The following is a 19,480-nucleotide window of genomic DNA, read 5'->3' as shown; positions in this document are numbered from 1 at the left end:
AATTTTTACTACAACCCCAGTATAGAAAAGAAAGATAGCGGTTACAATAAAGCGAGGCAGCATAGGAACGTAGAAGCAAACAAAGAGAAGAAGTTGCAACGGCGGGGAAATTTCCCATAAAAAAACAAACCTGCGAAACACAGGTTTGTTTGCTACGTACGTGTATTTAAATTTCGACGTTGCCATAACGATTGGCAAGGGCGGTGCGGATCAAGCGCTCTGCCAAATGCTCATTTCTTGCAAGGAGCGGTCCGTGGAAGTAAGAGCCGAACACATTGCGGTAAACCACGCCTTCGGTTTGGTCTTCGCCATTGTTTCCTTGTCCTTGGATGACTTTCCCCAATGGTTTTTCCCCTCTACCTAAGAAAGTACGGCCATTATGGTTTTCAAAGCCATAATAGGTCTCATCGAATTCTTCATTGTGGATCACGATGTCACCGATGAACCGGTTGTTTTCTTGGCTTAAGGTGTAATGATCCAAGGCACCGATCCCCTTGATTTTTTCGCCGTTGGCACCGATGTAGTAATGACCCAGTAATTGATAGCCGCCGCAGATCGCCAGCATGACGCCATCATTTTCGATATAGCTGGTCAGGGCTTCTTTTTTTGATTGGATATCTTGTGAAACGATCACTTGTTCAAAATCTTGCCCGCCACCGAAGAAGACGAGATCATATTTTTCAGGATCGAAGGGCTCGTGAATGCTGACGACTTCTGCGTTGAAGGTCACGCCTAGTTTTTCGGCCACGTAGCGCAGCATCAAGAGATTGCCGTTGTCGCCGTAAGTATTCAAAAGATTTCCATACAAGTGGGCAACATTCAGTTGATACTTAGTCACGACTCATTCCTCCTTTGATATAGCCTTTTTCCGCAAGCTTTTTGCGTAGCTGCAGGACTGCAGTGTAAGTCGCTAAAATATAGACTTTTTCTGTTGGTAAGTCTGCAATTTGCTTGATGACGTCATCAAGTTCAGGGGTTTCAATGATTTTCTCTTCAGGGATCCCCGCAACTTTTAACCGCAACGCCATATCTTTGTGACGATCACCACCAGCGATCACTTGAGGAATCCCCATATCGGCAAACGCTTCATGGTCGCCATCCCAAATCCAGCTGACGTCGATCCCATCTGCGTAGTTGGCATTCAACAAGCTGACTAGTGAGAAAGGATAGGGCGACAGGCCGATCATATCGATGACTTGGTTCAAACCAACAGGGTTTTTAACTAAAACTAACGTACATTCTTTGTCCCCGATGCGGATCACTTCTTGGCGGCCAAAGACTTTTTCGTCATAGGCCAAACCAGATTTGATTTTTTCAGGTGCTACGCCATAATATTCCGCAACCGCAGTTGCCGCCAGCGCATTGTAGACATTGTACATCCCACCAACTTCGATGCGATAGTCATTGCCATCGATCACAAAATCAGCAGAGGTGTTGTCCATTGCACTCATTTCCGTCAGTTTATAATCCAATTCTGGTCGATGGAAGCCGCAATTTGGGCAGTAGTATTTCCCAAGATTGGCATAGGTGATCATTTTATAATGCAAAATGTGATGACACTCAGGACACAACACGCCATCCGTATTGTAATGGGCCATCTGCTCTTCATCTGGCAAATGATCAAATCCATAGTATTTCCGCGGATTGACAGTTGCTACCGAATTGAACAGTGGCGAATCCCCATTGCAGAGGATCGTAGCTTCTGGTGAGTTTGCGGCACCTTCAACGATCATTTTATAGGTCGTATAGATCTCGCCATAACGGTCCATTTGATCGCGGAAAATATTAGTGAAAACGAACAATTCCGGTTTGATGTACTTCGTTACTTTGCTGAGACTGGCTTCATCGATTTCTAAAACCGCGAATTTTTTGCCTTTTTTAGGGCGTGCCGATAGAAAGGTTGAAACGATCCCTTGGACCATATTGGCGCCGGTGGGGTTCGTCAATACTTCATCAAATTCTTGGCGCAAAATATTGACAGTCAAGGCAGTCGTCAATGTTTTGCCGTTGGTGCCTGTGATCACGACGACTTGGTAATCTTTCGCCAAATGATCTAATATATGTGGATCAACTTTTAATGCCAATTTACCAGGCAGGCTTGAGCCGCCTTTGAAAAAGTTCTTTAATACCCATTGAGAGGTCTTACCGACTGAAACAGCCAGATGACTTCGTATTCCCATAATGTAACCCTCCATTAGAGCGAATGCTTTCATTGTGCAAATTCAATTTATCATACCATATACCAAGAAAAAGGTTAAATTGCTTTTGCGATTCTTTAAATTTCTGCAAAGACCATTCTGATAAATGGCTCTTTTACTTGCGATGATCAAAGGCTTGAAAAGCAAAACAGCAAACCTTCTGCCAGGTTTGCTGCTGCTTTAACCGATAATGATTTTTTCCGTTGGGTACTCGTAGCCTAAGTCACGTGTTTCTTTTGGTACGAATAACATCAAGGTGTACAGCATACCGACACGGCCGATAAACATCAAAAGAGCAATCACGAGTTTGCCGATAGTTGATAAATCACCCGTGATTCCTAAAGAAAGCCCTGTGGTTCCAAATGCCGAGGAAACTTCAACAATGATGGCGATCAAAGGGATATCCTCGATGGCGGTCAAGAATAAGACACAAAAGAAGCACATGCCCATCGAAAGCATAAAGACCACCACTGATTTGCGGACGTCATCTTGATCGATCCGGCGACCGAAGATATTGATATTGTCCTCACTTTTCAAGAAGGCATAGAGGTACAGCCCAATGATGGCAATGGTCGTCGTCCGAATCCCCCCACCAACAGAGCTGGGACTACAACCAATAAACATCAGCAAGGAGAAAACGATCAACGTCGTGGTTTGAAAGTTGCCTAAGTCATGGATCTGCAGGCCAGCATTCCGCGTTGTCATGGAATAAAACATGCTGTTCATCCACATACCGCTAAAGCTGTAATCTTTGAACAAATAATCTTTCTCAAGGAAAAAGATCGCTAATGTACCGCCGACAAAGAGGATCACGAAAGCCAAAACAGCAATTTTTGTGAATAAAGAAAAGCGAAACGGCAAGCGGCGGCGTTGTTTTTTCATTTTAAAAAGGACCCATTCCCGAAAGTCCATGATCACTGGAAATCCGATCCCCCCGATAAAAATCAAAATCATGATACACGTCAGGAAGAAATAATCATGGGAAAACGGCAAGATGGAATTGCCCGTCACATCAAACCCTGAGTTGGTCACAGCAGAGATCGCTTGATAAAATCCATAAAAGATCGCATCTCGCCAATTGTCATAATAGCCGTAAAGATGAAAATACACAGCGAAGATCGTGCCTGCTACCACCTGACAAAGCAAGATAATGGTAAACGTCGTTCGAATCATCCGAACGATCCCACTAAGCTTTGGCTGATTCATATCCGTCATGATCAACTGGCGCTGCTTTAAACTGATTTTGCGCCGTGAGACGATCGCAAAAAAGGTCGAGATCATCATGATCCCTAAACCGCCGACTTGAAAGAGGACTTCCAATAAGATGACCCCGTGGTCGTTAAACACGTCATTGATCGGAAAAGTAGTCAGCCCAGTGACACTGACCGTGCTGACCGCCATAAAGAACAGATCGATAAACGCGACATGAGAGCCGGGTTCTCGAAAGAAGGGGAGTGAAAAAAGCCCCAAAGAGACCACCGTCATCACGATATAATAAAAAACAATCACTTGGATTGAAGACACGTTCTGGGAAATAAACGTCTTGCTCCTGCGCTGCGTCAAGCGGGCAAAGCGGGTAAAGTTCATTACAAAAAACCCCTCACTAAATAAACTATCCCCAGTATACCAAAGAACCAAGTAGATTTGAAAGAAAGCAGGATAGAATTCATGAGCAGCAGAAATTGTGCAAGGAAAAGCTTTTGGAAAGTGTCGTTGGGTTAGAGGACACGATCAGGCTGTGGTTCTTGCGGCAGCTTGATTGCTTAAGAAACTTAAAAACTCGAAGCAAATCAGTAAGGATTTCACGATTTCAGAAGAAAACGCTGGCAATTTATGAGAAGATAAAAGAAATAAAAGATAACGGCGACGATCCGCACGGAACAATAGCGAGAAAGCGGACAAAAAAAGCGCATCAAATTTTTTGAAAATCGAGACGGAAATGGGGAGTATCATGAAAGACGTAAAAATTATTTTTTTCGATGTTGATGGCACACTGATCGACATGAGCAAAAAGCAAATCTCTAAAAGAATGTTAGCCACATTAAAAGCCTTGAAGAAGCAAGGAATCCTGTTGTGCATTGCGACTGGCAGAAGTCCCATCGCGTTGCCGCAATTTGAAGGCGTGACCTTCGATGCGTTTTTGACCTTTAACGGATCGTATTGTTTTAATCAAGCCGAGGGGATCCACCAAAACCCCATTCCTAAAAATGATGTTCAGCAAATCATTGAAAATGCCACGGTCCTCAAGCGTCCAGTAGCGATCGCAACGAAGGACCGAACGGTTGCCAATGGCAAAGATGCTGACTTAGTTGAGTATTTTTCCTTTGCCCACCAAGAAGTGATCGTGGCAGAAGATTTTGATGAGGTGATCCAGCAGCAAGACATTTTCCAAGTGATGCTTGGCTCAGGGAAAGAAGACTACGCCAAAGTGATGGCAAATACCACGGAGGCGAAAATCACCGCCTGGTGGGATCGCGCAGTCGATATTATTCCAGCCAGCAGTGGGAAAGGAAGCGGCATTGCCAAAATGCTGGCTTACTATGGCTTGGATAAATCTGAAGCCATTGCCTTTGGCGATGGCAACAATGACATTGAGATGCTAGAGGCAGTCGGCTGGGGTCTCGCAATGGCCAATGCTTCGGATGAGTTAAAAGCAATCGCCGATGAAGTGATCGGTCACGTAGCCGAGGAAGGCATTTATCATTACTGCTTAGAAAACGGGCTGCTGGGTGAAGTCGTGCAGTGATGGGCAATGCGCCAGTTGCTGTCGCCCGCTAAGAATATGCGCAGCTAGGATCGCTACTGCGTGTCTATTGGATCAAATAAAAAAACTGTTTCCGAAATGTATTAGGGAAACAGTTTTTTTGATATAAAGTTGTTTAGCAATGTGTACGGTTTACAGCGCCTCCACCGCTTCGATCGCCTGATAGACTTTTTCAGGTGTGATCGCAGGATCGATCAAAATAAAGGTTTCTTCTTCTTTGACAGCATAGGTCAGAACCGAGGCGAAGTAATCCCGATCAAGGCGCGTCACGTGGAGATCCTTCAACTTCATTGGCAAGTGCAAAGCTTCGTAAAATGGCCGTAATTCTTCAATCACATCAAAATCATTGGTATAGGCAAGCTGGACCCAAATGCAGTAGGCGACTTTGTTGCCGTGCAAGACGCTATGGGTCTCACTCAAATAAGACAAGCCGTCATGCAGCGCATGCGCACCAGACGTGCGGCCAAATTCGACTGCAAAACCACCAACTTCGCCTGCCAAAGCAATGATCGCATCGGTGATACGGGCAAACGCGGGGGTCAGCTGCCCGACTTCTAGGTCTTTGACGGCTTGGATCGCATCGGCAATCAACAAGTTTTTGATCAAAAGAGCGCTTTGGAAACCTAGCCGTACTAAGGCAGTCTTGTCGTCTTCTGCCATGTTGCGGACGATGGCTTCCATTTCATAATATTTGGCTAACGTATCAGCGATCCCTGCGATAAAGTAATCAACGGGTGTGGCTAGTAAAAAACGGGTGTCGACGATCGTCATGTAGGCACCTTTTTTGGCATAGTCGATTTTACAAATCGTATGATTGGGGTAATAGGCGACGATCACCGGGGTGAAGGGTGCACAGTTGGAAACCAATGTAGGGATCACGATCAATTCTGCGCCAAGGGTTTGGGCGGTGATTTTTGCTGTATCAGCGACCTTGCCGCCGCCGATTGCCACCACGGCATCCGCTTGCTGGATTGCTTCAGCTAAGGCTTGTGCATTTTCATAACTCGATGATCCATCGTAGCGGTAGATCGGGTAGTCAAATGAATGAGGGTAATAGTTCGAAAACACATCGAATGACTGCTCCCCAGTGATCACAGCAACTTCTTGGAACTCACTTAAATACTCTGGCAAATCAGCTAAGACCCCATCGCCAGTAATATACCGATTAGGACCTGGACGGACTTCATTGGCTAACATCAAACAAACACTCCTTTATAATCGTCAGAATTTTCTAATCAGTGTATCGCGAAAATGCCCTGACTGTCAATTTCCTTTTGGCAAAAGAAACAGAAAACAGCCGATCTGCCTTGAGAGCAAATCGGCTGTTAATGATGAATCGGGAGGCATGCTCCAAAAATGTTAGGCCCAGTTTTGGCGAATAAAGCCAGCTCGACCGGAGCCTTCGCTATAAGCATTGTAATGGGCTGCATTTTTCTTGTAAAAATCTTGATGGTAGTCTTCTGCAGGATAAAAAGGTTCTGCTGGTTCGATCTTCGTTACGATCGGACGGTCAAAGCGGCCGCTAGCTTGCAACTGCGCCTTTGATTTTTCTGCAATCGCTTTTTGTTCTTCACTATTGTAAAAAATCACTGGACGATAGGAATCACCACGGTCGGCAAACTGACCAAACGCATCCGTGGGGTCTGTCTGCTGCCAATAGATGGCAACCAATTCTTCATAAGAGATGACCTCAGGATCAAAGGTGATCTCAACTGCTTCGGTGTGACCGGTGGTTCCTGTCGTTACTTGTTGGTAGGTTGGGTTAGGCACATGGCCGCCAGTAAAGCCAGAAACCACTTTGAGGATGCCTGGCTGCGAGTCAAAAGGTTTCACCATGCACCAAAAACAACCGCCAGCAAAAATTGCCGTATCTTTCATAGGTATTCCTCCTTTGCTTCTATGGTATGCTTCTAGTAGAGAAAAACAAGAGATATGCTTGTAAGAAGGAAAAAAGCAGAAAATGAGTTCTTTACGAGAAAACAAAATGAGAAAGAGAGGCACAACCAATGTTAGATAAATCAATTCCATATGCAGAAATCTGGATGAAACGAGCGCACAAAAGCACACCGATCCAGCCCCTTCAATCCGATAACTATTCGCTACGCAGCTACCAAACAGGAGACGAAGGGCACTGGGCACGGATCGAAACATCCGTCGGAGAGTTTGACAATGAGGCAGAGGCATTGGCGTATTTTGAAAAGGAATTTATGCCCGAGCAAGCACAGCTAGGCCAACGAATGTTTTTTGCCCTTGATCAATCAGGTACACCGGTCGGTACGGCTACCGCTTGGAAAAAAGCCAAGCAAGACGGCACACCGGTTCCACTAGTCCATTGGGTAGCAGTAATGCCGCAAGCTCAACGTCAAGGGATTGCTCGCGGCTTGGTCACGCAAGTCGTTTCTGTCTTGGAGGCAGCCAACGAGCCGATGTATCTTCATACGCAAACCTGGAGCCACGCAGCAATCACGCTCTATCAGCAGCTCGGATTTGTGATCATTGCAACGGATATCAATAGGAATGAAAATCCAGAATATCCGCTGGCTTGTCAAGTATTGGCAGAAGTTGCTCAAAAAGCCAGAAACGAGTAAGAGATGGCGGCGGCAAAAAATCCGTTAATTTTTCGTAAAACTCTTGCGTAAAAGGCGGCAGGTGTCGAATTTAAGTCTGTAAAAATTCTCCTTTTTCAAGTATAATACCAAAGGAGTATGAGGAAGGATGGGCGAGATGGCACAGCTTTTTTTTAAATATGGCGCAATGAATAGTGGGAAAACGATCGAGATATTGAAAGTTGCTCACAACTATGAAGAACAAGACAAACCAGTCGTGATCATGACAAGTGGATTGGACACCAGAAGCGGTGTGGGAAATGTTTCAAGCCGCATCGGCTTAGAACGAGACGCGATCCCGATTTTTGATGAAACGGATCTGTTCCATTTGATCAAAGACCTCGGTTACAAACCTTATTGTATTTTGATCGACGAAGCACAGTTCCTAAAGAAGCATCACGTGCTGGCTTTCACCAAAATCGTGGATGAGCTAGGTATCCCTGTGATGGCCTTTGGTTTGAAAAATGATTTCCGTAATGAATTATTTGAAGGCTCAAAATACTTGCTGCTTTACGCAGATAAAATCGAAGAGATGAAAACCATCTGCTGGTTCTGTCATAAAAAAGCAACCATGAACTTGCACTATATCGACGGAAAACCCGTTTACGAGGGCGATCAAGTACAAATCGGCGGTAACGAAGCGTATTATCCTGTTTGCCGCAAACATTACTTTCACCCGGGAATGAAAAAAGAAGGAGAATAATCAATGTACGATCAGTTACAAGCAATCGAAGACCGTTACGAAGAATTAGGCGAATTACTAAGTGATCCAGCCGTGATCTCTGACACCAAACGCTTCATGCAGCTTTCAAAAGAAGAAGCCAATACACGGGAAACGGTGGAAGTCTACCGCCGTTACAAAGAAGTCGTTGAAGGAATCAAGGATACCGAAGAAATGCTTGGGGAAAACCTTGATGCGGAAATGGCAGAGATGGCCAAAGAAGAACTCTCTGACTTGAAAAAAGAAAAAGACGTTTTAGAAGAACGCATCAAAATTTTGTTATTGCCCAAAGATCCGAATGATGACAAAAACATCATCATGGAGATCCGTGGTGCAGCGGGCGGCGATGAAGCAGCCTTATTTGCTGGCGATCTTTTCAATATGTATCAAAAATATGCGGAAAACCAAGGCTGGAAAGTCGAAGTCATGGATGCCAACGTCACTGGGATCGGCGGCTACAAAGAAGTCATCATGATGATCACTGGCGACAACGTCTTTTCAAAATTGAAATATGAGAGTGGCGCCCACCGAGTGCAGCGGGTACCGTCTACCGAATCACAAGGCCGAATCCATACGTCTACGGCAACGGTCGTGGTTATGCCTGAAGCTGAAGAAGTCGAAATCGATATCGCAGACAAAGATATTCGGACCGATATTTACCATGCCTCTGGTGCTGGTGGTCAGCACGTCAACAAAACAGCTTCTGCTGTTCGTCTGACTCACTTGCCAACAGGGATCGCTGTTGCGATGCAAGATGAGCGTTCACAGCTGAAAAACCGTGAGAAAGCGATGAAAGTCTTGCGGGCACGGGTCTATGACCAAATGCAGCAAGAAGCACAAAGCGAATACGATGCAAACCGTAAATCAGCAGTGGGTACTGGCGATCGTTCTGAACGGATTCGCACCTATAACTTCCCGCAAAACCGCGTAACAGATCACCGCATCGGGTTGACTATTCAAAAATTGGATCAAATTTTAGCTGGAAAACTCGATGAAATTGTTGATGCACTGATCGTTTACGATCAAACATCAAAATTAGATGAGATGCAAAATGGCTAAAACCTATCGAGAAGTCCTTTCACGGGCTTCTTCTTTTTTAGAAACGAAAGGGCTGGACGGGTATGCGATCCAATACCTGTTTTTACAGCGAAAAAAGTGGCAGCAACTCGATTGGCTGCTGCAGATGGACCAACCCATCTTAAGGGAAGATGAGGCACAGATCGCAGCAGATCTTGAGCAGCTGCTGCAGCATGAACCACCGCAATATTTATTAGGGTATGAAGAATTTTATGGGCATCGCTTAAAAGTGACCCCTGCAACCTTGATCCCGCGTCCAGAAACCGAAGAGCTGGTGGAAAACTGTCTGACAAAACTACCAGCAGATCAGCCGCTGCAAGTCGTAGACATCGGCACAGGTACTGGAGCGATCGCCATTGCCTTGAAATTAGCACGTCCCCAGTGGGCCGTAAGTGCCGTGGATCTTTCAGCAGAGGCATTAGCCGTTGCTAAAGAAAATGCGGCAGCCTTAGGCGCGGAGATCCGCTTTTTCCAAGGAGATACCTTAGAGCCTGTGGCAGATCAGCAATGGGATCTGATCGTTTCCAACCCGCCGTATATCAGCGCTGAAGAGTGGCCGCTGATGGATATCAGCGTAAGAGAAAAAGAGCCTAAAATGGCGCTTTTTGCTCAAGAACAAGGATTGGCGATCTATAAGCAATTGGCACAGCAAGCACCGAATTGTTTGGCGCCTAACGGGCAAATGGCGCTAGAAATCGGCTTTCAGCAAGGACTAGCTGTTCAACAGCTTTTTGCAGCCGCTTTTCCCAACAAAGAAGTTACCGTAGCAAAAGATCTTGCGGGTCAAGACCGGATGGTGTTCGTCAGTCATCCACAAGATGTGGATAAATAAATTTTTTTTCTACAGAAAAATTGTAAAAACCTTATGAAATAAACGACTTCTAAATAAACCGAGTTATAAACAGGGTTATCCACACTTGACAAACGACTTATCCACAAAATGTGGAAAAGAAACGAGAAAATGTTGATAAGTGTGGAAACTTCTCAAAAAAGGATGTGGATAAATTGTGGAAACAAAAATTTTTGATCAAACACAGTTGAACGAAGCCGCAGCTATTTTAGCTGAGGGGGGATTGGTGGCGTTCCCGACGGAAACCGTCTATGGACTTGGGGCTAGCGCGCTTTTGCCCACGGCTGTTGCGCAAGTATATCAAGTCAAAGGGCGACCTAGTGACAACCCTTTGATCGTTCATATTGCCGAGCCAGAGCAGTTGGAACCGTTTGTGGATAACAAGCATCCTTTTGCTGATAAATTGATGGAAACTTTCTGGCCTGGGCCCTTAACCTTGATCTTTTCGATCAAAAAAGACAGTTTACCTAGCATTGTTACTGGCGGCTTATCCACAGCGGCTTTTCGGATGCCAAACAACACCAAGACGTTAGCGTTGATCAAACAAGCCCAACAACCATTGGTTGGCCCTAGCGCGAATACTTCTGGTAAACCAAGCCCAACATCAGCTGCGCATGTTCAGCATGATCTGGCAGGCAAAATCGCTGGCATCTTGGATGATGGGGTGACGCAGATCGGTGTCGAATCAACGGTCTTAGATTTGAGTGACCCAACGGCGCCGCCGATCATCTTACGTCCTGGTGCGATCTCTAAAGAACAGCTTGAAGCAGTTTTACAAACAAAAGTCCTCGTCGATCAGCACTTAGTAACAGAAAGTGAAGCACCCAAAGCGCCTGGCATGAAATACAAGCACTATGCACCGAATACCAACGTCATGATGGTCAATGATCAAGATTGGCCGGCAGCCATGGCTTGGGCAAAAGAACAGCAGTTTAAGGTAGGGGTTTTAGCTGGACCAACGATCGCCGAGCAAGTCCGCTTTGAAGCTGCAGCCATCTATTTATTTTTTGATGACAGTGTGGAAGCCGCGACAAAAGGGCTGTTTGCTGGTTTACGGGCGTTAGATGAATCGATTGCTGAGTTAGATGTCTTATTTGCACCCACGTTTCCAGAAAGCGGCTTAGGGGCTGCTTATATGAATCGGTTGAAAAAAGCTGCAAATCAAAGTTTCTTTCAAGAAAATTAGCAAAAAACCAGAATTCATTATAGGTAGCTTATGAAGAAATGTGATACAATGCTACCATTAAGGTAAAGGGGTGTTGTAAGCATGGATTATCAAAAGTTTGATCCCGAATTGTGGCAAGCGATCGAAAAAGAAACGAATCGTCAACAAAACAATTTGGAATTGATTGCGTCTGAAAATATCGTTTCAGAAGGTGTAATGGCTGCGCAAGGTAGTATTTTGACAAATAAATACGCTGAGGGTTATCCAGGTCGTCGTTACTATGGCGGTTGTGAATTTGTTGATGTGGTAGAAAACTTAGCAATTGAACGGGCGAAAAGTATTTTCGGTGCGGCATATGCCAATGTTCAACCGCATTCTGGTTCTCAAGCCAACACAGCAGCTTATTTAGCGTTGATCGAAACAGGCGATACAGTATTAGGGATGGATCTTTCCGCAGGCGGTCATTTGACTCATGGCTCACCAGTGAATTTCAGCGGCAAGACCTATAATTTTGTTAGTTATGGTGTTGATCCTGCAACAGAAGTCATCGACTACAATGTCGTTCGTATTTTGGCGCGTAAGCATCAACCGAAACTGATCGTTGCTGGTGCCAGTGCTTACTCACGTACGATCGATTTTGCGAAGTTCCGTGAAATCGCTGATGAAGTTGGCGCAAAATTGATGGTGGATATGGCGCATATCGCTGGTTTAGTAGCGGCTGGTCTTCATCCAAACCCAGTTCCTTATGCGGACATCACGACTTCTACGACCCATAAAACATTACGCGGCCCTCGAGGCGGCTTGATTTTAACAAATGATGAAGACTTAGCGAAAAAAATCAATAGTGCCGTTTTCCCTGGTATCCAAGGCGGCCCATTAGAGCACGTTATCGCAGCGAAAGCTGTTGCTTTTAAAGAAGCACAAGATGAGTCGTTCAAAGAGTACTCTGAGCAAGTCATCCGCAATGCACAAGCAATGGCGAAAGTCTTCAACCAAGCACCACAAGCCCGCTTGGTCTCTGGTGCAACAGACAATCACCTATTATTGATCGATGTGCGCGGCTTTGATTTGAACGGCAAAGAAGCAGAAGCTTTGCTGGATCAAGTCAATATCACCGTCAATAAAAACTCGATTCCTTTCGAATCACTAAGTCCTTTCAAAACGAGTGGGATTCGCGTGGGGACACCAGCGATCACTAGTCGTGGCTTTAAAGAAGAAGATTGTGTCGAAGTGGCGAAATTGATCGTCAAAGTTTTAGAAAAACCAAATGATGAAGCCGTTTTGGCAGAAGTCACGGCGCAAGTCAAAGAATTGACGGACAACTATCCACTTTATAAAAATAAATAAAAGGGGACTGTGACAGAAGTTAAGGTCAGACAAGACGTCTCACGCGTTTTTCCTGCGCTATAGCTCTTTGATCACCGAAAGTGAGAAAGGGGCTAGAATGAACGCAGAGGCGTGTTACATGCCGTCTTGTCTCCTTCCTTCTAACACAATCCTTTTTTTGAGGAAAAGCAGTATTGCCTGTGGCAGATGGTTGTAACAAGAGCCGATTTGCTTTAAAATAAGAGAAAAACCAAAGGAGATTTTTTTAAATGGGTAAATTTCAAGTAATCGATCACCCGCTGATCCAACACAAATTAACAATGATCCGCGACAAGAACTGTGGAACAAAGGTTTTCCGTGAAGTTGTTAATGAAATCGCAATGTTGATGGCGTATGAAGTGTCTCGCGACATGCCGCTTGAAGATCTAGTGATTGAAACACCAATTGAAGAATCAACACAAAAAACACTATCTGGTAAAAAGGTAGCGATCATTCCGATCCTGCGTGCAGGTCTAGGCATGGTTGATGGTATCCTTGAATTGATCCCAGCCGCAAAAGTTGGTCATATCGGGATGTACCGTGATGAAGAAACGCTAGAACCACACGAATACTTCGTAAAATTACCTGAAGACATCGATGAACGTCAATTATTTATCGTTGACCCAATGTTAGCTACGGGCGGTTCAGCGATCATGGCGATCGATGCACTGAAAAAACGCGGCGCTTCAAACATGAAATTCGTCTGCTTAGTTGCTGCACCAGAAGGCGTGAAAGCATTGCAAGATGCCCATCCAGATGTTGACATCTACACTGCAAATCTTGATGAACGCCTAAATGAACACGGCTATATCGTTCCTGGTTTGGGCGATGCCGGTGACCGTCTATTCGGTACAAAATAAATCAATACAAATAAGACAAAGGCAACTGAAGTTTTGCCTCGTCAATGATGCCATGGAAGAAGATCGACAGCCAAAACGGTTCGATCGGTTATCCATGGCTTTTTTTGAGCTTTTCATAAAATCAGACAATGAAAAAAGGAGAAAATCAACTGATTTTCTCCTTGCATTAAACGGGTTATAGTTTGGTTAATTGTTTGTAATTGATGATCAATACACCATTACTTTGCGAAACTAATTTCTGGTTTTCTGGGGTTTCGTTCAGCTCGACCACCGCAGAGTTTTTCAACTGCTTTGTGATGGTACCAGTTTGTTTCTTCCCATGGAACGTGAACATGACAGGAGTAGCGACCTCAAACGTTGAACCTTCTTGTGACGGGACAATTGTTGTTTCGAATTTACCAAATGTTGCCATGTAAAAACCTCCTTGATACTTCTATTATATCACAATTTTCGGAAAATTTCAGTAAGTAGATTTTTTTCAGCAGACCTCTTTACAAAACAACCGTTTTTGCATATAATTTTCTTTGTGCCATACAACGCCAGCTTAGCTCAGTTGGTAGAGCAACGCACTCGTAACGCGTAGGTCACAGGTTCGAATCCTGCAGCTGGCATAACCAAAACCATCACCTCATAGACAACCTATGACGTGGTGGTTTTTTGTTTTATTTGAAAACAGAGAGTGTGTTTTTAGGAGAAAAATCAATCAGAAAGTATATGGTTCTAAAAGATAGCCAGATATTATTATGACATAATGTTCTATGGCATTTATTTCATAATTTTAAGAAGCAGAAAAACGAATTGCACTTCATTTTTAACCCTCTTTTCCCGAAAATCATTAAAGTTTCTAAATTTTTTGTGAATGCTCATGGACAATCCTTTCTTTTCTCCTCAATTATCACTATAATGGATAAAGATTCTACAGAAGAGAGTGTGGACATGGAAAATTCACGAATAAAAACGAACGATAATCGAATTGACTACGGTGTGATTCTACCCGTATTTTTATTATGTCTGATTGGTTTGGCGTCCCTGTATGTGGCGCTGACACACGATCCAAATAATCCGAATATGCTGCGAACGTTAGGGTTTCAAGCTTTATGGTATGTGTTAGGCATTGTAGCCGTGATCATTATCATGCAGATCAAATCAAAATGGCTCTGGAAATTGACGCCCTATATTTATGGAGCTGGGCTTGTCGTTATGTTGGCGCTGCTGAAATTTTATGATCGGACAATGGCTGACTCGACAGGGTCGAAAAACTGGTTCCGTTTTGGTCCTTTTACCTTGCAGCCTTCAGAATTGATGAAGATCGCCTATATCATGATGTTGGCGTTAGTCGTCACGCAGCACAATGTCAAGCATCGGGAACGGGATCTGAAAACAGATGGGTTACTGATTGCAAAAATGTTAGCCGTCACGATCCCAGTCCTGATCCTGATCACCTTACAAAACGACTTTGGTACGATGTTGGTCTTTCTGGCGATTTTCGGTGGGGTCTTCTTGATGTCAGGAATCTCATGGCGAATCATCGTGCCAGTGATTGCGGCATTTGTGATTCTCGGCGGTGGAACGATTTTCTTAGTGACTACCGATGTTGGTCGCGAGTTTCTGTACAATACAGGAATCTTTAAAGAATACCAATTCGCCCGTATCGATTCGTGGCTAGATCCTTTTCATGATACCCAAGGGCAATCCTTCCAATTGGCGTATGCTCTGATGGCGATCGCCTCTGGCGGGATGTTCGGGAAAGGATTTAATGTCAGCGATGTGTATGTACCAGTCCGAGAATCCGATATGATTTTTTCGGTGATCGGTGAGAATTTTGGGTTTATTGGCAGCGCGTTTGTCATTTTATTGTATTTTATTTTGATTTACCGAATGATCCGCGTATGTTTCGATACCAACAATGAATTTTATGCCTACTTGGCAACTGGGATCATTATGATGATTCTCTTCCATGTGTTTGAAAACATTGGCGCAAACATCGGTCTCTTACCGTTGACGGGGATTCCACTGCCGTTTATCAGCCAAGGAGGATCTGCCCTATTAAGCAATATGATTGGGATCGGTTTGATTTTATCGATGCGCTATCAAGCTGAGACCGCACCAAAAACACTTTAAGGAGTTCACATGATTACATTTTATTGGTACCCAAAATGCAGTACATGCCGAAATGCGAAGCGTTGGTTAGAAGAGCACGAGATTCCCTTTGAAGCGATCGATATGGTAGCTACACCGCCTCAACCGGAACAATTGCTGGCTTGGATCCAATCAAGCGAAGCACCGTTAACCCGTTTCTTTAACACAAGCGGCATGAAATACCGTGAATTGCAATTAAAAGAAAAAGTGCCGACCATGACTGCCCAAGACGCAGCCGATGTGCTGGCAACCGATGGTATGTTGATCAAGCGCCCACTGCTGGTTAGCGGCGACCGCTTTTTGATTAATGGATTTAAAGAAAATGAATATGAAGGAGTCTTACTAGAATCATGGAAAAGAAATGCTTAAGAAAAAAAGATAATTTGTGGGTTTTGTTTAACGGGAAAGAATATTGTGTCGGTTTAACAAAAGAAGCGCAAGAAGAACTTGGTGCGGTCACGTTTGCTTCGATTCAAAAAGCAGGAACTGCTTTAAAACAAGGAGAGACCCTTGTTGAGCTGGAAGCGGAAAAAGCAGTCAGTGAATTTCCAAGTCCATTGACGGGCGTGATTTCTTCCGTAAATGAAAAAATCGATCAATCGATTGATACCTTAAATGATGAAGACGAAATGAACGCTTGGCTGGTCAGCTTCAAAGAGGTTGACCCAAGCCAATTTGAAGCCTTGTAAGTCAAATCTGTAAAAACGACTATTTTTTCAAAAAGAATTGACAGTCGGATAAGACGTTGCTATAATTTGCTCAATAAATGAATGCTTTGAAAAGAAGAGTACATGTTCTTAACGTACACAGAGAGCCCTGTTTGGTGCAAATGGGCAACGGAGAGAGGATGGAAGATGGTCTTTGAGCATGATAGGTGAGTGGAAACAAGCCTATCACGGGAGGCACCCGTTACAGTGCAGCAGTATGCGAAGTAATTCAAGTACTGAGCGAGGCTGTTGATGCGAATCGACAGTAAATCAAGGTGGTAACGCGGAAGTTGTGCTTTCGTCCTTTGTAACAGTATAATGTACAGAGGATGAGAGCTTTTTTTGTGTTTAACCAACCAAAGAGGAAAGATGGGAATAACATGGCATTAATCGAATTGTCGCATGTGAAAAAGTCATTCGGCAAAAAGCAAACGGCTGTCCACGCCGTCAATGATGTTTCATTGCAAGTGGAAAAAGGCGATATCTATGGAATCGTCGGCTACTCTGGTGCTGGGAAAAGTACATTAGTTCGTTTGTTGAACGGCTTAGAATTGCCGACAGCAGGAGATGTAGTCATTAACGGTCAAAATATTTTGGCATTGAAAAACAAAGAATTGAGAAACTTCCGCAAAAAAATCGGCATGATTTTTCAGCACTTTAATCTATTATGGTCTCGAACGGTGGCGGAGAACATCGAATTGCCATTGGAGTTGGCTGGCGTTGAAAAAGCAAAACGACGTCAACGAGCGCAAGAGCTGATTAAATTAGTTGGGTTGGAAGGACGGGAAACTGCCTATCCGGCACAATTGTCTGGCGGGCAAAAGCAAAGAGTCGGGATTGCTCGTGCATTAGCGAATGAACCAGAAATTTTGCTGTGTGATGAAGCAACGAGTGCGTTAGATCCACAAACAACAGAAGAAGTGCTAGATCTCTTGCTTTCCATCAATAAAAAATTGCATTTGACGATCGTGCTGATTACCCATGAAATGAACGTCATTCGCAAAATCTGCAACAAGGTCGCGGTGATGGAGCATGGGCAGATCGTTGAAGAAGGATCAGTACAATCGGTTTTCCGTAACCCGCAGCAAGAAGTGACCAAACGTTTTGTTCAGCAAGATTTGGAACCAGAAGAAGATGTTGAAGAACTACGGCAAGCCTTCTTACGAGAAAATCCGCAAGGGCATTTAGTGACCTTGACCTTTACACAAGACAACGCCAATGAACCAGTCATTTCACAAGCGATCCGCCGCTTTCAGATCGATGTCAATGTCGTTTACGGAAAGATCCAACAAACCAATGAAGGATCCTTTGGCGGCTTGACGGTCTTATTGACAGGTGAAGCAAGTGAGGTCGAAAAAGCGATCGCCTTTTTCAAAGAGCAGCAAGTGGGCGTGGAGGTGATTGAGCTTGGATAAGTCATTTGTAGAAACCTATTTTAATTTTGAAAAAGTCGACTGGACCAATATGCAGCAAGCAACCCTAGACACCTTGTTTATGACTTTCTTCTCCATGGTTTTAGTGGTCGTGATCGGTTTGCTTCTAGGATTGGCGCTTTATTCACTAGGGCGTAAACAAACAGCGGGAGCCAACATTTTCTATAACGTGGTTTCCATCATCAGTAACGCCTTTCGTTCAACGCCATTCATGATTTTGATGGTCTTGATCATTCCGTTTACAACATTATTAGTCGGTTCATTCCTAGGGGCAAAAGCAGCGATCCCAGCATTAGTTTTATCGGCGGCACCGTTTTATGCTCGGATGGTGGAAATTGCTTTTCGTGAAGTCAATCCTGGTGTGATTGAAGCAGCGGAAGCGATGGGTGCTAGTTACTGGGAGATCATCTACAAGATCGTGATTCCCGAAAGTGTTCCAGCATTGATTTCAGGACTGACGGTCACAACGATTTCAATGATTGGTTATACTGCCATGGCAGGCGCGATCGGTGCCGGCGGGCTAGGCGCTTTGGCTTGGCAAGAAGGATTTCAACGTGGAAATTACACTGTTACGCTTGTTGCAACAGTGATTATTTTAATTATCGTTTTCATTATCCAAGGAATCGGCGATTTCCTTGCGAAAGCCACCGATAAACGGTAAATGAAACGAAGAACAAAAAGTGGAAAATATGGGAGGAAATGGATATGAAAAAGATTTTTGGTATTGCAACAACCTTATTGTTAACTGCCGCTTTAGCTGCTTGTGGCACAGGCTCAAATTCAGGAAGCTCTGACTCATCTGCGGCTGAGGGAGAATCAACAAAATTAGTGATCGGTGCATCAGTTACGCCTCATGCGGAAATTTTAGAACAAGCCAAACCTTTACTAGCAGAAGAAGGCATTGATCTTGAAATCAAAACCTTCGATGATTATGTGTTGCCAAACAAAGCATTGGAAAATGGGGATATCGATGCCAATTACTTCCAACACATTCCTTACTTGAACAAACAAATCGCAGACAATGGCTATGATTTTGTCAATGCTGGTGCGATCCATATCGAGCCAATGGGGCTTTACTCAAAACGAATCTCTGATATTTCAGAACTAGAAGATGGTGCAACGGTTCTTACTTCCACTTCTGAATCTGACTGGGGTCGTATCCTAACGATTTTACAAGATGCTGACTTGATCACTTTAAAAGACGGCGTTGATACAGAAACGGCAACCTTTGATGATATTGCTGAAAATCCGAAAAACTTAGAATTTAAACATGACGTCGATCCATCTCTTTTGGCGACTGCTTATCAAAACGACGAAGCAGACCTAATTGCCATCAATGCGAACTTCGCATTCGGGATCGATTTGAACCCAGCGGATGATTCTGTTTTATTAGAAGCCGATAATTCGCCTTATGTCAACGTGATCGCTGTCCGCAGTGGTGACGAAGATAGCGACAAAATCAAGAAATTGATCGAAGTGCTGCATTCAGACGAAATCAAAGACTTTGTGGAAGAACAATGGCAAGGTTCAGTGAAAATCGTTGATGCTGACGCAAAATAATTCACTGCCAATTAAATGAACTTCAAAAGAGCGTG

General features: G+C 44.2%; 20 protein-coding genes, 1 tRNA gene and 1 other annotated feature. Of the genes, 15 read left to right on the top strand and 6 right to left on the bottom strand.

Annotated features, from left to right (window positions below; genetic code table 11):
• Window positions 1–166 precede the first annotated feature (166 nt).
• From IGI71_RS15165 to IGI71_RS15155, 3 genes are all read right to left on the bottom strand, one after another.
• The gene (locus IGI71_RS15165; RefSeq protein WP_201690352.1) at window positions 167–838 is read right to left on the bottom strand and encodes a type 1 glutamine amidotransferase; all 672 of its coding nucleotides are present in this window, start codon (window positions 836–838) and stop codon (window positions 167–169) included.
• Window positions 831–2,180 carry a Mur ligase family protein gene (locus IGI71_RS15160; protein WP_201690350.1) on the bottom strand — a complete coding sequence of 450 codons (1,350 nt, stop codon included), beginning with the start codon at window positions 2,178–2,180 and terminating at the stop codon, window positions 831–833. The genes IGI71_RS15165 and IGI71_RS15160 overlap by 8 nt, the downstream gene beginning before the upstream one ends.
• 198 nt (window positions 2,181–2,378) lie before the next feature.
• Window positions 2,379–3,836 carry a TrkH family potassium uptake protein gene (locus IGI71_RS15155; protein ID WP_223597487.1) on the bottom strand — a complete coding sequence of 486 codons (1,458 nt, stop codon included), beginning with the start codon at window positions 3,834–3,836 and terminating at the stop codon, window positions 2,379–2,381.
• Between the two features lie 313 nt (window positions 3,837–4,149).
• Between IGI71_RS15155 and IGI71_RS15150 the strand changes: the two genes are divergently transcribed.
• Window positions 4,150–4,944, top strand: coding sequence for an HAD family hydrolase (locus tag IGI71_RS15150; RefSeq protein ID WP_430615874.1), 795 nt, complete (start codon window positions 4,150–4,152; stop codon window positions 4,942–4,944).
• 150 nt (window positions 4,945–5,094) lie between these two features.
• Here the strand turns inward: IGI71_RS15150 and IGI71_RS15145 are convergent, their stop codons facing one another.
• Both IGI71_RS15145 and msrA read right to left on the bottom strand, forming a co-directional pair.
• On the bottom strand, window positions 5,095–6,159 hold the full coding sequence (locus IGI71_RS15145) for an iron-containing alcohol dehydrogenase family protein (RefSeq protein WP_151195747.1): 1,065 nt from the start codon (window positions 6,157–6,159) through the stop codon (window positions 5,095–5,097).
• Window positions 6,160–6,321: 162 nt separating this feature from the next.
• Window positions 6,322–6,840, bottom strand: coding sequence for a peptide-methionine (S)-S-oxide reductase MsrA (gene msrA, locus IGI71_RS15140; protein WP_016609916.1), 519 nt, complete (start codon window positions 6,838–6,840; stop codon window positions 6,322–6,324).
• A 128-nt stretch (window positions 6,841–6,968) separates the two neighbouring features.
• Here msrA and IGI71_RS15135 point away from each other — a divergent pair, with 128 nt between their 5' ends.
• The 7 genes from IGI71_RS15135 (at window position 6,969) to upp (ending at window position 13,606) form a co-directional block, all read left to right on the top strand.
• A complete protein-coding gene (locus IGI71_RS15135; protein WP_333718779.1) occupies window positions 6,969–7,550 on the top strand; it encodes a GNAT family N-acetyltransferase in 582 nt (193 codons plus the stop codon).
• Between the two features lie 136 nt (window positions 7,551–7,686).
• Window positions 7,687–8,271 (top strand): thymidine kinase, encoded by a 585-nt coding sequence (locus IGI71_RS15130; RefSeq protein WP_005227882.1) that lies wholly within the window; start codon window positions 7,687–7,689, stop codon window positions 8,269–8,271.
• Window positions 8,272–8,274: 3 nt separating this feature from the next.
• Complete coding sequence (gene prfA / locus IGI71_RS15125; RefSeq protein ID WP_005227884.1) at window positions 8,275–9,348, top strand: peptide chain release factor 1; 1,074 nt, start codon at window positions 8,275–8,277, stop codon at window positions 9,346–9,348.
• Window positions 9,341–10,198, top strand: coding sequence for a peptide chain release factor N(5)-glutamine methyltransferase (gene prmC, locus IGI71_RS15120; protein WP_333718778.1), 858 nt, complete (start codon window positions 9,341–9,343; stop codon window positions 10,196–10,198). The genes prfA and prmC overlap by 8 nt, the downstream gene beginning before the upstream one ends.
• A gap of 175 nt (window positions 10,199–10,373) precedes the next feature.
• Window positions 10,374–11,402, top strand: a complete 1,029-nt coding sequence (locus IGI71_RS15115; RefSeq protein WP_016609911.1) for an L-threonylcarbamoyladenylate synthase — start codon at window positions 10,374–10,376, stop codon at window positions 11,400–11,402.
• Between the two features lie 81 nt (window positions 11,403–11,483).
• The gene (glyA, locus tag IGI71_RS15110; protein ID WP_430615872.1) at window positions 11,484–12,728 is read left to right on the top strand and encodes a serine hydroxymethyltransferase; all 1,245 of its coding nucleotides are present in this window, start codon (window positions 11,484–11,486) and stop codon (window positions 12,726–12,728) included.
• Window positions 12,729–12,976: 248 nt separating this feature from the next.
• Window positions 12,977–13,606 carry a uracil phosphoribosyltransferase gene (gene upp, locus IGI71_RS15105; RefSeq protein WP_005227894.1) on the top strand — a complete coding sequence of 210 codons (630 nt, stop codon included), beginning with the start codon at window positions 12,977–12,979 and terminating at the stop codon, window positions 13,604–13,606.
• A gap of 175 nt (window positions 13,607–13,781) precedes the next feature.
• Here the strand turns inward: upp and IGI71_RS15100 are convergent, their stop codons facing one another.
• Window positions 13,782–14,018, bottom strand: coding sequence for a hypothetical protein (locus IGI71_RS15100; RefSeq protein WP_005227896.1), 237 nt, complete (start codon window positions 14,016–14,018; stop codon window positions 13,782–13,784).
• 126 nt (window positions 14,019–14,144) lie between these two features.
• On the opposite strand from IGI71_RS15100, the gene IGI71_RS15095 reads away from it, so the two are divergent.
• The 7 genes from IGI71_RS15095 (at window position 14,145) to IGI71_RS15065 (ending at window position 19,445) form a co-directional block, all read left to right on the top strand.
• A tRNA-Thr gene (locus tag IGI71_RS15095) sits at window positions 14,145–14,217 on the top strand.
• Between the two features lie 325 nt (window positions 14,218–14,542).
• Window positions 14,543–15,727: an FtsW/RodA/SpoVE family cell cycle protein gene (locus tag IGI71_RS15090; RefSeq protein WP_333718777.1), complete on the top strand. Its 1,185-nt coding sequence runs from the start codon at window positions 14,543–14,545 to the stop codon at window positions 15,725–15,727.
• Window positions 15,728–15,736: 9 nt separating this feature from the next.
• Entirely contained in the window at window positions 15,737–16,114 is a 378-nt protein-coding gene (locus IGI71_RS15085; protein WP_010749085.1) for an arsenate reductase family protein, read from the top strand.
• Window positions 16,096–16,434: a glycine cleavage system protein H gene (locus tag IGI71_RS15080; RefSeq protein ID WP_010749086.1), complete on the top strand. Its 339-nt coding sequence runs from the start codon at window positions 16,096–16,098 to the stop codon at window positions 16,432–16,434. Before IGI71_RS15085 ends, IGI71_RS15080 begins: the two co-directional genes overlap by 19 nt.
• A gap of 77 nt (window positions 16,435–16,511) precedes the next feature.
• Window positions 16,512–16,761: a binding site (T-box leader), on the top strand.
• Between the two features lie 71 nt (window positions 16,762–16,832).
• Window positions 16,833–17,867 (top strand): methionine ABC transporter ATP-binding protein, encoded by a 1,035-nt coding sequence (locus IGI71_RS15075; protein WP_333718776.1) that lies wholly within the window; start codon window positions 16,833–16,835, stop codon window positions 17,865–17,867.
• Window positions 17,860–18,546 (top strand): methionine ABC transporter permease, encoded by a 687-nt coding sequence (locus tag IGI71_RS15070; protein WP_081116877.1) that lies wholly within the window; start codon window positions 17,860–17,862, stop codon window positions 18,544–18,546. Before IGI71_RS15075 ends, IGI71_RS15070 begins: the two co-directional genes overlap by 8 nt.
• Before the next feature lie 44 nt (window positions 18,547–18,590).
• Window positions 18,591–19,445 (top strand): MetQ/NlpA family ABC transporter substrate-binding protein, encoded by an 855-nt coding sequence (locus IGI71_RS15065; RefSeq protein ID WP_010749087.1) that lies wholly within the window; start codon window positions 18,591–18,593, stop codon window positions 19,443–19,445.
• Window positions 19,446–19,480 lie beyond the last annotated feature (35 nt).

The organism is Enterococcus sp. DIV1279b (assembly GCF_050531515.1).
Taxonomy (GTDB): domain Bacteria; phylum Bacillota; class Bacilli; order Lactobacillales; family Enterococcaceae; genus Enterococcus_D; species Enterococcus_D casseliflavus.
The sequence above is the reverse complement of the archived record's forward strand: the minus strand, read 5'-3'. Positions and strand labels throughout refer to the sequence as shown.